This window comes from Streptomyces sp. NBC_00846 (assembly GCF_045207325.1).
In the GTDB taxonomy this organism is placed as follows: Bacteria; Actinomycetota; Actinomycetes; order Streptomycetales; family Streptomycetaceae; genus Streptomyces.
The window spans coordinates 1,741,283-1,753,513 of sequence record NZ_CP108846.1 but is presented as its reverse complement, the minus strand read 5'-3'; the positions used below and the strand labels follow the sequence as shown (position 1 = coordinate 1,753,513).

Annotated in this window: 12 protein-coding genes and 1 riboswitch; of the genes, 4 read left to right on the top strand and 8 right to left on the bottom strand. The window is 70.5% G+C overall.

Features of this window, described 5'->3' with window-relative positions:
* Positions 1–118 precede the first annotated feature (118 nt).
* Positions 119–1,123: a 2-hydroxyacid dehydrogenase gene (locus OG936_RS08105; RefSeq protein WP_406493530.1), complete on the top strand. Its 1,005-nt coding sequence runs from the start codon at positions 119–121 to the stop codon at positions 1,121–1,123.
* A 34-nt stretch (positions 1,124–1,157) separates the two neighbouring features.
* Here the strand turns inward: OG936_RS08105 and OG936_RS08100 are convergent, their stop codons facing one another.
* Entirely contained in the window at positions 1,158–3,101 is a 1,944-nt protein-coding gene (locus OG936_RS08100) for an anthranilate synthase family protein (protein ID WP_406493528.1), read from the bottom strand.
* A gap of 94 nt (positions 3,102–3,195) precedes the next feature.
* Positions 3,196–3,252 (bottom strand): trp operon leader peptide, encoded by a 57-nt coding sequence (locus OG936_RS08095; protein ID WP_107408160.1) that lies wholly within the window; start codon positions 3,250–3,252, stop codon positions 3,196–3,198.
* Between the two features lie 214 nt (positions 3,253–3,466).
* Between OG936_RS08095 and OG936_RS08090 the strand changes: the two genes are divergently transcribed.
* The gene (locus tag OG936_RS08090) at positions 3,467–4,822 is read left to right on the top strand and encodes a class II 3-deoxy-7-phosphoheptulonate synthase (protein WP_406493526.1); all 1,356 of its coding nucleotides are present in this window, start codon (positions 3,467–3,469) and stop codon (positions 4,820–4,822) included.
* Between the two features lie 168 nt (positions 4,823–4,990).
* Complete coding sequence (locus OG936_RS08085; protein WP_406493524.1) at positions 4,991–5,287, top strand: bacterioferritin-associated ferredoxin; 297 nt, start codon at positions 4,991–4,993, stop codon at positions 5,285–5,287.
* A 34-nt stretch (positions 5,288–5,321) separates the two neighbouring features.
* Here the strand turns inward: OG936_RS08085 and bfr are convergent, their stop codons facing one another.
* Positions 5,322–5,801, bottom strand: a complete 480-nt coding sequence (gene bfr / locus OG936_RS08080) for a bacterioferritin (RefSeq protein ID WP_406493522.1) — start codon at positions 5,799–5,801, stop codon at positions 5,322–5,324.
* Positions 5,802–5,955: 154 nt separating this feature from the next.
* Here bfr and OG936_RS08075 point away from each other — a divergent pair, with 154 nt between their 5' ends.
* Positions 5,956–6,588 (top strand): sulfite oxidase-like oxidoreductase, encoded by a 633-nt coding sequence (locus OG936_RS08075; RefSeq protein ID WP_266745686.1) that lies wholly within the window; start codon positions 5,956–5,958, stop codon positions 6,586–6,588.
* Here the strand turns inward: OG936_RS08075 and OG936_RS08070 are convergent.
* The 5 genes from OG936_RS08070 to thiO all read right to left on the bottom strand — a co-directional run bounded on the left by OG936_RS08070 (position 6,555) and on the right by thiO (position 11,748).
* Positions 6,555–7,445, bottom strand: a complete 891-nt coding sequence (locus OG936_RS08070; RefSeq protein WP_406493520.1) for a deoxyribonuclease IV — start codon at positions 7,443–7,445, stop codon at positions 6,555–6,557. The genes OG936_RS08075 and OG936_RS08070 overlap by 34 nt on opposite strands.
* 6 nt (positions 7,446–7,451) lie before the next feature.
* Positions 7,452–9,365: a Stk1 family PASTA domain-containing Ser/Thr kinase gene (gene pknB, locus OG936_RS08065; RefSeq protein ID WP_406493518.1), complete on the bottom strand. Its 1,914-nt coding sequence runs from the start codon at positions 9,363–9,365 to the stop codon at positions 7,452–7,454.
* 108 nt (positions 9,366–9,473) lie between these two features.
* Entirely contained in the window at positions 9,474–10,268 is a 795-nt protein-coding gene (locus OG936_RS08060) for a thiazole synthase (protein ID WP_406493516.1), read from the bottom strand.
* Between the two features lie 2 nt (positions 10,269–10,270).
* A complete protein-coding gene (thiS, locus tag OG936_RS08055; RefSeq protein WP_406500357.1) occupies positions 10,271–10,459 on the bottom strand; it encodes a sulfur carrier protein ThiS in 189 nt (62 codons plus the stop codon).
* Between the two features lie 104 nt (positions 10,460–10,563).
* On the bottom strand, positions 10,564–11,748 hold the full coding sequence (thiO, locus tag OG936_RS08050; protein WP_406493514.1) for a glycine oxidase ThiO: 1,185 nt from the start codon (positions 11,746–11,748) through the stop codon (positions 10,564–10,566).
* Positions 11,744–11,858: riboswitch (TPP riboswitch) on the bottom strand. It overlaps the preceding gene by 5 nt.
* Positions 11,859–12,231: the final 373 nt, after the last annotated feature.

Genomic DNA, 12,231 nt, shown 5'->3' with positions numbered 1-12,231 from the left:
GAGCGGCGGGCCAGGGGCGCGGGCCGTATATTCGCGAACATCCGGTACATAACGCCGCTTTTCGCGCACATCAGAAAACGCGCCTCAAGAAACGCGCATCAGGAAGGCTGGAGACGTCGTGGAAATCCTGGCATTCGGTGTGCAGTCCGACGAGAAGCCGCTCATCGAGAAGGCCTTCGCCCCGGAGCACGAGGTCCGTTGCCTGGATGTCTTCCTCACCAAGGACACCGCACCCATTGCCGCGGGATACGAGGTCATCTCCACCAGCGTCAACGCCGACCTGGGCAGCGGCGTCCTGCAGACCCTCGCGGCGGGCGGCACGCAGATGATCGCCCAGCGTTCCACCGGCTTCAACAACATCGACCTCGACGTCGCGGAACGGCTCGCCCTGCGCGTCGCCCGGGTCGCCGCCTACTCGCCGTACTCGGTCGCGGAATTCGCCTGGACCCTCGCGATGGCGGTCAACCGCCGCATCATCCGGGCCGCGAGCCGCACCCGTGACTTCGACTTCCGGCTCGACGGCCTCCTCGGCCGGGACATGCACGGCCGCACGGCCGGCGTGATCGGCACGGGCAAGATCGGCGAGGCCTTCACCCGTATCGCCCACGGCTTCGGCATGAAGCTGCTCGGCTGGGACGTCGCCGAGAATCCCGCCTGTGCCGGCCTCGGCATGGAGTACGTCGACAAGGAGCGGCTCCTCGCCGAGTCCGACCTGGTCAGCCTGCACGTCCCGCTGCTGCCCGCGACCCACCACATCATCGGCGCGGATGCCCTGGCGAGGATGAAGGACGACGCGATCCTGATCAACTCCAGCCGCGGCGGACTCATCGACGCGACGGCACTGGTCGCCGAACTCCGCGCGGGCCGTCTCCTGGGCGTCGGGCTCGATGTGTACGAGGCGGAGGCCGGGCTGTTCTTCCTCGACAAGTCCCTGGAGGGCATCGACGACGACACCCTCGCCCGGCTCGTCACCTTCCCGAACGTCATCGTGACCTCGCACCAGGCGTACTACACCCAGGACGCCGTGGCCCAGATCATCGAAGCCACCGTCCGCAACGTCGCCGACTACCTGGCCGGCCGCCGCAGCGACAACGTCCTCGTCCCGGCGCTCCCGGAGGGCTGAGACCCCGGAACTCCTCCGGGGGCCCGCCGCCCCTTCAGCCGGCGACCGGCAGCCCCGCCAGCAGCTCGGCCACGATGGTCGCGCCGCGCAGGGTCAGCACCGACTCCGGGTGGAACTGCACCGAGGCGAAGCCCGGCCCGCGCAGCGCGTGCAGTTCCCCGGTCGCCGCGTCCAGGCTCGTCTCCACACCGTGCGCCGCCAGTTCGGTGACCGCACCGTCGTCGCAGCGCGCGGTGAAGCTGTTGTAGAAGCCGACAGTCTCGGGGCGCCCGAACAGCTCGATCCGGGTCTGCGCGCCCTGATGCGGCACGGTCTTGCGGACGATCTCCAGACCCAGCTCCGCCGCGATCAGCTCATGACCGAGACAGACCCCCAGCAGCCCGTGCCGGTGGTCACGGACCAGCTCGGCGGCGAACTCGCGCAGCAGCCGCATCTTCGGATCGGCCGTGTCACCCGGATCCCCGGGCCCGGGACCCAGCACGACCGGGCCCGCGTGCGCCCGTACGCGCTCGCGCAGCCCCGGCTCGTCGTAGCGGTGCACCGACACGTCCAGACCCGATGAGCGCAGCAGATGCGCCAGCATCGCGGTGAAGGTGTCCTCCCCGTCGACCACCAGCGCATGGCCGGAGAGCTCGTGCGTACGCTCCTGCATCCGCAGCCAGAACGGCGCCAGACCGTCCCGCCGGGCGTCCAGCGCCGCCTGCACGCGCGGATCGCCGGCCAGCTGCGGACGCACCGCCCGGTCGCGCGCCCGGTCCGGCCGCACCCCCAGCGCGGCCAGCACTCCGGCCGCCTTCGCATGGGTCTCGGCGACCTCGCTGTCCGGGTCGGAGTGGCGTACCAGCGTCGCCCCGACCGGCACCCGCAACCGTCCGTCGGCCGCGATGTCGGCGGTACGGATCAGGATCGGCGAGTCCAGGGACTGCGCCCCGCCCGGCTCCTGCCGCAGCAGCGCCAGCGCGCCCGCGTAGTAGCCGCGCCCGCCGGGCTCGTACCGCTTGATGACCCGGCAGGCGTTCTGCACGGGGGAACCGGTGACCGTCGCCGCGAACATGGTCTCCCTCAGCACCTCGCGCACATCCAGCGAGGAGCGCCCGCGCAGCTCGTACTCCGTGTGCGCGAGATGGGCCATCTCCTTGAGCCGCGGACCGACCACCACCCCGCCCATGTCACCGACGGTGCACATCATCTTGAGTTCCTCGTCGACCACCATGGAGAGCTCGTCCCGCTCCTTGTGGTCGGCGAGGAAGGCCAGCAGCCCCTCGACGCCCGGGCCCTCGGCGGGGTAGCGGTACGTGCCACTGATCGGGTTCATCACGACCGTGCCGCCGGACATCCGCACATGCACCTCGGGACTCGCCCCGACGAGGGTCCGCCCACCCGTCGCCCGCCGCCGCCCCGAGAAGGAGGACCCTTCGGGCCCGCCGTCCGCCGTGTGGACCACGAACGTCCAGTACGCGCCCCGCTCACCCGCCAGCAGCCGCCGGAAGAGGGCCAGCGCGTCCGCCCGCCCGAAGCCCGGGATCTCGCCCCGGAAGGTCCGCCGGACGACGAAGTTCGCGCCCTCGCCCCGCCCGATCTCGTCCTCGACGACCCGCCGCACGATCCCGGCGTACTCCTCGTCCGGAACGTCGAACCCGCCGTCCTCGACCCGCACGTCATGGACCGGCAAGCGGTCCAGCACCTCGGCGAGCGGCAGCTCGTACGTCTCCTCGGCGACCAGCACGGACAGCGGCGTCCCGTCGTCGCGCACGTCGAAGCCGCGCTCGGCGATCTGCCGGAACGGCACCAGGGCGAGCGACGGCAGCTCGCCGACCGGGAGACCGGCGAGCCGGTCCACTTCCCGTACCCGGCCGATCAGTACCTCGACGGTGTCCTGATCGCGGCCGGGAGTGCGCCTGCGCAGCAGCGCGAACGGCGGGCTGTCGGCACGGAGCAGCCGCTCGATGACGAGGTCGGTGCGGTGCGGCTGAGACATGGGGGGATTCCTTCCGGAATGGAGGAACGGCTCCCGAAACGCAGAGAAGGCCGCCCCTCGGGCGGCCTTCGCGTGGTCTGTTGCGCGCGATCGATCAGTGGGCCGCCGGATGAGCGGTCCACCACCAGTTCTGGTTTGTCTGCGCGAACATGCCGTGGATCGTAGCGCATGGCAGCGTGACCGGCGGGGCGCGAGTCCGTCGACAGGGTGTGTTCCCCGCTGCTGCGGTGCCGGGGCCTTCTCGCGGACGCGGCCACCTTGTTCCCCGCCGTCGAGGGGTCGTCCGGTGCGACAAGGCCGATGGGTCCGTCTCACCAGGCGGTCGAGTACCGGTAGGGGAGCGCCGACCCCGTATTCTTGCTGACGTGATCGTGAACGCTGAATCCCAGAGTGTCGCCGACAAGGCGACCTGGCGAGACCTTCCCGCGGCGCAGCAGCCCGAGTACCCCGATGCCGAGGCTCTGCGCGATGTGCTCGCGGACCTCGCGTCGTATCCGCCGCTCGTCTTCGCGGGCGAGTGCGACCAGCTGCGTGCCCGCATGGGAGCCGTCGCCAAGGGCGAGGCGTTCCTGCTGCAGGGCGGCGACTGCGCCGAGGCATTCGATGCCGTGTCCGCCGAGCACATCCGGGCCAAGCTGAAGACGCTGCTCCAGATGAGCGCCGTCCTGACCTACGCGGCCTCCGTGCCCGTCGTCAAGGTGGGCCGGATCGCCGGCCAGTACTCCAAGCCGCGCTCCAAGCCGACCGAGACCCGCGACGGCGTCACCCTGCCGACCTACCGCGGCGACTCCGTCAACGGCTTCGCCTTCACCGAGGAGTCCCGCGTCCCGGACCCGGAGCGGCTGAAGCAGATGTACCACGCATCCGCTTCCACGCTGAACCTGGTCCGCGCCTTCACCACCGGCGGTTACGCCGACCTGCGCCAGGTGCACGCCTGGAACCAGGACTTCGTGAAGTCGTCGCCGTCCGGCCAGCGCTACGAGGCGCTCGCCCGCGAGATCGACAACGCGCTGAACTTCATGAAGGCGTGCGGTACGGACCCGGCCGAGTTCAAGGCGGTCGAGTTCTACTCCTCGCATGAGGGCCTGCTGCTGGACTACGAGTCGGCGCTGACCCGTACCGACTCGCGCACCGGCCAGTTGTACGACACCTCCGGCCACATGGTCTGGATCGGTGAGCGCACCCGCCAGATGGACGGCGCTCACATCGAGTTCGCCTCGAAGATCCGCAACCCGATCGGCATCAAGCTCGGCCCGACGACCACCGTCGACGAGGCACTCGGCTACATCGAACGCCTCGACCCCGAGCGCGAGCCCGGCCGGCTGACCTTCATCGTCCGCATGGGCGCCGACAAGGTCCGCGAGAAGCTGCCCGACCTGGTCGAGAAGGTCACCGCCTCCGGCGCCACCGTGGCGTGGGTGACCGACCCGATGCACGGCAACACCTTCGAGGCCGCCTCCGGTCACAAGACCCGTCGCTTCGACGACGTCCTGGACGAGGTCAAGGGCTTCTTCGAGGTCCACAAGGGCCTCGGTACGCACCCGGGCGGCATCCACGTCGAGCTCACCGGTGACGATGTCACCGAGTGCGTCGGTGGCGGACACGAGATCTTCGTCGACGATCTGCACCAGCGCTACGAGACGGCCTGCGACCCGCGGCTCAACCGCAGCCAGTCCCTCGACCTGGCGTTCCTGGTCGCCGAGATGTACCGGGACCAGTAGGCATCACCGCAGGTGGTACGCGTATGACTGTGGGGCACGGATCGATGTGATCCGTGCCCCACAGGGCGTTCGGAGGCTTTCAAGAGCCCACGGCGCCGGGTAAGGTTAGGTTAGCCTCACCGATCAACGGGGTGGCAGCAAGACCGATCCCGCCGGGAGGTGAACCGCGTGTACGTCTGCTCGTGCTTCGGCATCACGGAGAAGCAGGTCAAGGAACATGCGGACGCCGGGGCGTGTACACCCCGGCAGATAGCCTCCGCCTGCAAGGCGGGGACGGACTGCGGCGGCTGCGTCCGCGCCATCCAGGCCGTGCTCGGCCGGGGTGCCTGTCCGCGCCGCGAACTGCTCGACCGGAAGCGGACACCCCGCACCGCGGGCGATGCCGGGACGGGCAGCGCTCCCGAGGCCGCTCCGGGTATCGCTCCCGGCGCTGTCCCGGGCATCCGGCTCTCCGAAGCGGCCTGATCCGTCTGGTCCGGCCAAGATCTTCGGCACCCTCCTAGCTGTCCGGCTGCTCGATCTGCTGGGCGATGTAGAGTGCCTCGCCGAGTTTCTCGATGAGTTCCAGCTGGGTGTCGAGGTAGTCGATGTGGTGCTCCTCGTCCTCCAGGATCGATTCAAAGATGTTTGCGGACGTGATGTCACCCTTGCCGCGCATCAGCTCGATCCCGCGCTTGAGGCGGTCGATCGCCTCCACCTCGACCTGACGGTCCGCCTGGAACATCTCGGTGACGGTCTGGCCCACCCGTACATGGAACAGCCGCTGGTAGTTGGGCAGTCCATCGAGGAAGAGGATGCGGTCCGTGAGGATTTCCGCGTGCTTCATCTCGTCGAACGACTCGGAGCGGGTGTACTTCGCGAGCTTCGTCCAGCCGAAGTTGTCCTGCATCTTTGCATGCAGGAAGTACTGGTTGATGGCAGTCAATTCGGCGGTCAGCTGCTCGTTCAGGAACTCAAGGACCTCGGGGTCGCCCTGCATCGCAGAGGCTCCTTCCAACCGGTGAACTGGTCAAGTTGGCCGCATCCTCGCACCGCACCCGGTGATCGTCCAGTAAGTACATGCTTAGTACGAGTTGCCTGAATTGCCCATGCCCTGGTCGGTACCACCCCTGCCTGTCTGTCACCATGGAGTCATGGGTCAGCCGGAAAGCCGGGAAAACCGCGCGTCAGAGCAGTCCGAGCTTCCGCCGGGACAGCGACTCCAGCGTGGTTGGCCGGTTACCCACTACGGGCCCGTGCCCAAGTTCAAGCCCGACCGCTGGGAGTTCCGGGTCTTCGGTGCCACGGCGGACGGCGAGAAGCACTGCTGGAACCACGAGGAATTCTCGGTGCTGCCGTTCACCTCGGTGGTCGCCGACCTGCACTGCGTCACCAAATTCAGCATGCTCGGCGCCGAATGGGGCGGCGTGCTCGCCCGTACGATCCTGGAACTCGCACCGCCCGCGCCGAACGTCACCCATGTGATGGTCTGGGCCGAGTACGGGTTCAGCTCGAACCTGCGGCTCTCCGACTTCGCCTCGGACCGAACGCTTTTCGCCACGCACAAAGGTGGCGAGCTGCTCACCGCCGAGCACGGCTTCCCGCTGCGGCTCATCGTGCCGCACCTCTACGCCTGGAAGGGGCCCAAGTGGGTCCGCGGCGTCGAGTACATGACGGCCGACCGCCGCGGCTTCTGGGAGGAGCGCGGCTATCACAACATCGGCGATCCGTGGCGCGAGCAGCGCTACTCGTATCAGGAGGAGCCGGGGGACGGCCCCGAACTCTGACCCTGGGGCCCGCGCAACCCTTTCAGCCGCGCCACGTCCGCCGCGTGGCCGTCCTTGCCGCCCGGCGTCTCGATGATCAGCGGCACGCCGGCGGTGGCCGGGTGGGCGAACAGTTCCCGGAACGGTTCCTCACCGATGTGCCCGGCGCCGATGTTCTCGTGACGGTCCTTGTGGGCGCCCACCACGTCCTTGGAGTCGTTGGCATGGATCAGTTTCAGCCGTCCCTCGCCGACCGTGTCCACCAGGAGGTCCAGGGTTCGGCGCATGCCCGCCGGGCCGGTCAGATCGTGGCCCGCCGCGTAGATGTGGCAGGTGTCGAGGCAGATGCCGAGCTTGGGGTGGGCGTCGAGAGCCTCGAAGTACGGGCCGAAGTCCCAGGTCCGTGAGCAGAGCGAGGAGCCCTGTCCGGCGGTCGACTCCAGCAGCAGATACGGGTCGTCGTCGTGCGTCAGCTCGTCCAGGAGCGGCCGCATGTGCGTGCGGACCTGCGCGAGGGCCTGCTCGCGCGGGCGGCCGCCGGTCGCCGATCCGGTGTGCACCACGACGCCCAGGGCGCCGATCTCGCGGGCCCGGCGCAGTGAGTGGCGCAGTGAGTCCACGGACTTCTCGACGGTGGCCCCGGTGTGCGAGCCGAAGTTGATCAGGTACGGGGCGTGGACGTACGCCGGTATGGACTCGGCGGCGCACTCGGCGCGGAACTGTTCGTCCTGGGCCGGGTTGCCGACGGGCGTCGCCCAGCCGCGCGGGTTGGCGACGAAGACCTGGACGGCCTCCGCCGCCATCTCGCGGGCGTAGGTGAGGCCGACCTTGGCGAGGCCGCCGGCCACGGGAACATGGCCACCGACTGCGTTGCGCATGTGGATCTAGAGCCCCTTGGTCTTGATGGTGATGGCGCTGCCCTCGGGGGCCTGCTCGCCGCCGTCGACGGACTGGCTCGCGACGGTGCCGCTGAAGGAGAGGAACGGGCGGTCGACCTTGACTTCGAAGCCCGCGGCCTCCAGCTCGCTCCTGGCGTCGTCGACGTCCTTCCCGGTGACGTCCGGGACGTCGATCATCCGCGGCCCTTTGGAGACCGTGAGCGTGATGGTGTCGCCCTCGGCAGCCCGGCTGCCCTCGCCCAGCGACTGATGGGCGATGTCGCCGGCGACCTCGGGGGAGTGGACCCGGTCGGGCAGCACCTCGGCCTTCAGCCCCTCCTCGTCCAGCGCGGCGGTGGCGTCCTCGACGGACAGCCCGGTGACATCGGGCACATCGACCGGAGCGCCCTTGTTGACGACCAGGGCGACCGCGGAGCCGGAGCGGCGCTCGGCGCCCGCCGCGGGGTCCGTACGGATCACCTCGCCCCGTGCCGTCTCCTCGCTGAACTCCTTGGTGACCATGCCGGGCACCAGGCCGACCTCCTTCAGATCACGTTTGGCGTCGGCGAGCGCGAGGCCTTGGACATCGGGCACCTTCACGATCTCGGGGCCGCGCGAGACGACGAGTGTCACCGCGTCGTTCCTCCGGATGCGGGCACGGGACTCGGGGTCGCTGCTGATGACCTTGCCGCGTTCCACGGTGTCGCTGTAGGACCGCTTGACGCTCTTGAGCTCCAGACCTGCGTCCGAGAGCCGCTGCTGGGCGGTCTTCTCGGTCTGGCCGAGCAGTGAGGGCACCTGGGTGAACTGCCCGGAGTTGATGTACCAGACACCGGTGCCGACGCCCAGTACCAGCAGCACGGCGAGGACCGCGGCCAAGACGGAGCGCCGCGGACCGAAGCGCCACGGTCCGCGCGGCGCGGGCGGCGGCATCGGCGCGGGCATCTCCAGTCGGCTGGTGTGATGGGCGACGCCCTGATCGGCCGGGATCAGCCGGGGGATCACGCTCGTAAGGTCCTCGGCGGCGTCGTGCGCCTCGGCGAGGGCCTGCGGCGGTACGGCGTCCAGCTGGGCGTCGGTCAGGCCGGAGCGGGCCTCACGGGCCTCGGCGAGCAGCGCCACCGCGTCGAACGGGCGGACCTCGGGATTGCGGGCGGTGGCGCTCGCCACCAGGTCGTCGAGCGCGACGGGAAGTCCCGGGACGACGGCCGAGGGGGCCGGGACGTCCTCGTTGAGGTGCTGGTAGATGACCTGGGCGGGGGTGTCTCCGGCGCGTGGCTTGGCGCCGGTCAGCATTTCGTACAGGACGACACCGCAGGCGTAGACATCGGTACGGGTGTCCGCCGTGCCGTGCTCTATCTGCTCAGGGGCGAGATAGGAGACGGTGCCCAGGACCGAGCCGGTGGTGCTGGTGACGGCGCCCACCGCCCGTACGAGACCGAAGTCGGCGACCTTGACCCGGCCGTCGTCCCCTATGAGGACGTTCTCCGGCTTCATGTCGCGGTGCACGAAGCCCGCCCGGTGCGCGGCACCGAGGGCGGCCAGGACCGGCTCCAGAATGTCCAGCGCGGCTCTCGGCTGCAGGGCGCCGCGGTCGCGCAGCACGTCACGCAGGGTGCAGCCCGCGACGTACTCCATCGCGAGGTACACGTACTGACCCTGGGCGCCCTGGTCGAATACCGCGACCACATTGGGGTGCGCGAGCCGGGCCACGGACTTCGCCTCGCGGATGAAGCGCTCGACGAACGAGGCGTCGGTGGCGAGCGCCGGGTGCATCACCTTGAGGGCGAGCACCCGGTCGAGCCGGGTGTCCATGGCCCGGTAGACCGTGGCCATGCCGCCCACGGCGATGCGGGCATCGACGCGGTAGCGGCCGTCGAGCAGCTGCCCGACGAGAGGGTCCTGGAGGGTCGTATCCACGCATGCGAGTCTACGAGCCGCCACGGACTCCTACGGGCCGGAGCGGTCCCGGGGCCGTACTGCAGCCGAGCCGTGACAGGAACATGCGGTTCACGGCGTCCCGGCGGGTCAGAAGGCCGGGCGCTCCGGGTCCAGCGCCGCGCGCCCCTCCACCGGCGACGAGGCCTCGGCGAAGTGGCGGCGCGGGATCCGGCCCGCGCGGTACGCCAGCCGCCCGCCCTCCACCGCGTGCCGCATCGCCGCGGCCATCAGCTCCGGCTCCTGGGCCCGGGTCACCGCGGACGCCAGCATCACCGCCGCGCACCCCAGCTCCATCGCGAGCGCCGCGTCCGAGGCCGTCCCGGCGCCCGCGTCGAGAATCACCGGCACCCGGGCCTGCTCGACGATCAGCTGGAAGTTGTGCGGATTGCGGATGCCGAGGCCGGAGCCGATGGGGGAGCCGAGCGGCATGACCGCCGCGCACCCCACGTCCTGGAGCCTGCGGGCCAGCACCGGGTCGTCATTGGTGTACGGCAGCACGGTGAAGCCGTCGTCCACCAGGGTCTCCGCGGCGTCCAGCAACTCGATCGGATCGGGCAGCAGGGTCCGCTCGTCGGCCACCACCTCCAGCTTGATCCAGTCGGTGCCGAGCGCCTCGCGGGCCAGCCGGGCGGTCAGCACGGCCTCGCCCGCGGTGAAACAGCCCGCCGTGTTCGGCAGGACGCGGATGGAGAGCCGCTGGAGGACGGAGAGGACCGAGCCCTGCACGGTCGGGTCGAGGCGGCGCATCGCGACGGTGGTCAGCTCGGTGCCGGAGGCGGTCAGGGCACGCTCCAGCACATCGAGGCTGGGTGCCCCGCCCGTTCCCATGATCAGCCGGGAGCCGAAGGAGGTGTCGCCGAGGGCGAAGAGGTCGTCGGCCATCGTCAGCCTCCCTGGACCGCGGTCAGGACCTCGACGCGGTCACCGTCGCCGAGCACGGTGGCGGACCACCGGCCGCGCGGGACGACGGTCTCGTTGACGGCGGCGGCGACGCCGGAGTGCGCCGTGGTCAGGGTGGCGGCAAGGGCGTCCAGGGTGATGCCCGCGGCGAGGAGACGGACCTCGCCGTTCACGGAGACGGAGACGGGTACGGGGACGTGTGCGGAGAGGTGCGCGGGATCGGAGGGCGATGCGGGCCGGGGGCGGGGCGCGGGCTCGGAGAGGGGCGCGGGCTCGGTCATGCGGGCTGCTCCTGACGTACGGGGGCGGCGGCGGGCGGGAAGCGGTGCGGGGTGAAGGGGCGGGCCGGCTCGGGCAGCTCGCCGTCGGCCAGCAGCGCCGCCATGACGTCGCCGGTGACGGGGGTGAGCAGCACTCCGTTGCGGTGGTGGCCGGCGGCGAGGTGGAGACCGGGCAGGGCCGTGGGGCCGAGCAGCGGGGCGTTGTCGGGGGTGGCGGGGCGTAGACCGGCGCGGGTCTCGGTGAGCGGCAGCTCGGTGATGCCGGGCACCAGCTCGTGGGCGTCCCGCAGCAGCTCGTAGACGCCGCCCGCGGTGACAGTGGTGTCCCAGCCCATCTCCTCGCTGGTGGCGCCGACGACCAGTTCGCCGTTCTCGCGCGGTACGAGATAGACGTGGCTGCCCCGGACCATGGCCCGGACCGTCCGGGTGAGGAAGGGGGCGTACGCGGCGGGCACGGTCAGCCGCAGCACCTGCCCCTTCACCGGCCGGATCGGCGGCACGACCTCGGCCGGCAGCCCCGGCAGCCGGCCACTGAGGCTGCCCGCGGCGAGCACGACCTGGTCGGCGCCGAGCTCCGTGCCTCCGGCGAGCACGGCTCCGGTGGCCCGGTCGCGTACGACCGTCAGGCGCTCCACCCGGTCGCGGTGGAAGACCACCCCGGCCCGCTCGCAGGCGGTCAGCAGCGCGGCGGCCAGCCGGCGCGGATCGATCTGGTGGTCGCCGTCGACCCGCAGACCACCGCGGACGCCGGGCGCGAGCATCGGCTCCAGACGGCGGCATTCGCGGCCCGTGAGCCACTCCGACTCCAGGCCCGAACGCTGCTGCAGGGCGTGCAGTTCCCGCAGATGGGCGCGGTCGTCGGAGTCCAGCGCGACGGCCAGGGTGCCGCAGGCGCGGAAGCCGGTCTCCCGCCCGCTCGCCGCTTCCAGTTCGGCCGCGAAGGCCGGATAGCGGGCGGCCGAGGCGACATTGAGGGCCAGCAGCATCTGTTCGCCGTAGTGGAGTTCGGTGACGGCGGCCAGCATGCCGGCCGCCACCTGGGCGGCCCCGCCGCCCGGTTCGGGGTCGGCGACCGCGATGCGCAGTCCGCGCTGCGCGGCCCGCCAGGCGGTCACCAGACCGATGATCCCGCCCCCGATGACGAGGACGTCGGATCCGTTTCCGTTCCGAGAAGAACGCATGGGTGCCAACCCCTCCCTTCGCCGGCATGACCCGGATCAGGTTCGTACGGTCGGAGGCCGCCCCAGCCTCCCTCTCAGCCCGGTGCGTCCGGACTCCCGCGAGTGTTTTAGGCCACCCTAAACCGTTCCTGGGCAGTGAGCAGGAACGGGTCCTGTCTCACCGGTACGCCCCGAACGGTCTTGGGCGCACTGGTCCTCCGCTTTCGTCTCCTGGGCGGCGACGAATATCACGTATGGGCCCGTTCCACGTGGGTGGAATCCCCGCGACCTGGCCATGTGGGTGTGGTCAGAGGCGACGGGGAGGCCCCGAACCATCGCTCCGGTGGAACGGGGGCCCCGACTGCTGACACCACACGCGACGTCCCGGATCGCTTTACATGCGTTACGCACACCTCGCCAGGCATACCCACAGAACGTCACGCCGTTCACTCAATCGTGCCTATGTTCGCCAAATCGGGTTACTGGCAGAGCAGTTGTGCGCCC

Excerpts from the sequence above, each read along its gene's own strand:
- OG936_RS08100 (WP_406493528.1), bottom strand. The coding sequence starts at position 3,101 with ATGTCTCAGCCGCACCGCACCGACCTCGTCATCGAGCGGCTGCTCCGT.
- bfr (WP_406493522.1), bottom strand. The coding sequence starts at position 5,801 with ATGCAGGGCGACCCCGAGGTCCTTGAGTTCCTGAACGAGCAGCTGACC.
- OG936_RS08075 (WP_266745686.1), top strand. The coding sequence starts at position 5,956 with ATGGGTCAGCCGGAAAGCCGGGAAAACCGCGCGTCAGAGCAGTCCGAG.
- OG936_RS08070 (WP_406493520.1), bottom strand. The coding sequence starts at position 7,445 with ATGCGCAACGCAGTCGGTGGCCATGTTCCCGTGGCCGGCGGCCTCGCC.
- OG936_RS08060 (WP_406493516.1), bottom strand. The coding sequence starts at position 10,268 with ATGGCCGACGACCTCTTCGCCCTCGGCGACACCTCCTTCGGCTCCCGG.
- thiO (WP_406493514.1), bottom strand. The coding sequence starts at position 11,748 with ATGCGTTCTTCTCGGAACGGAAACGGATCCGACGTCCTCGTCATCGGG.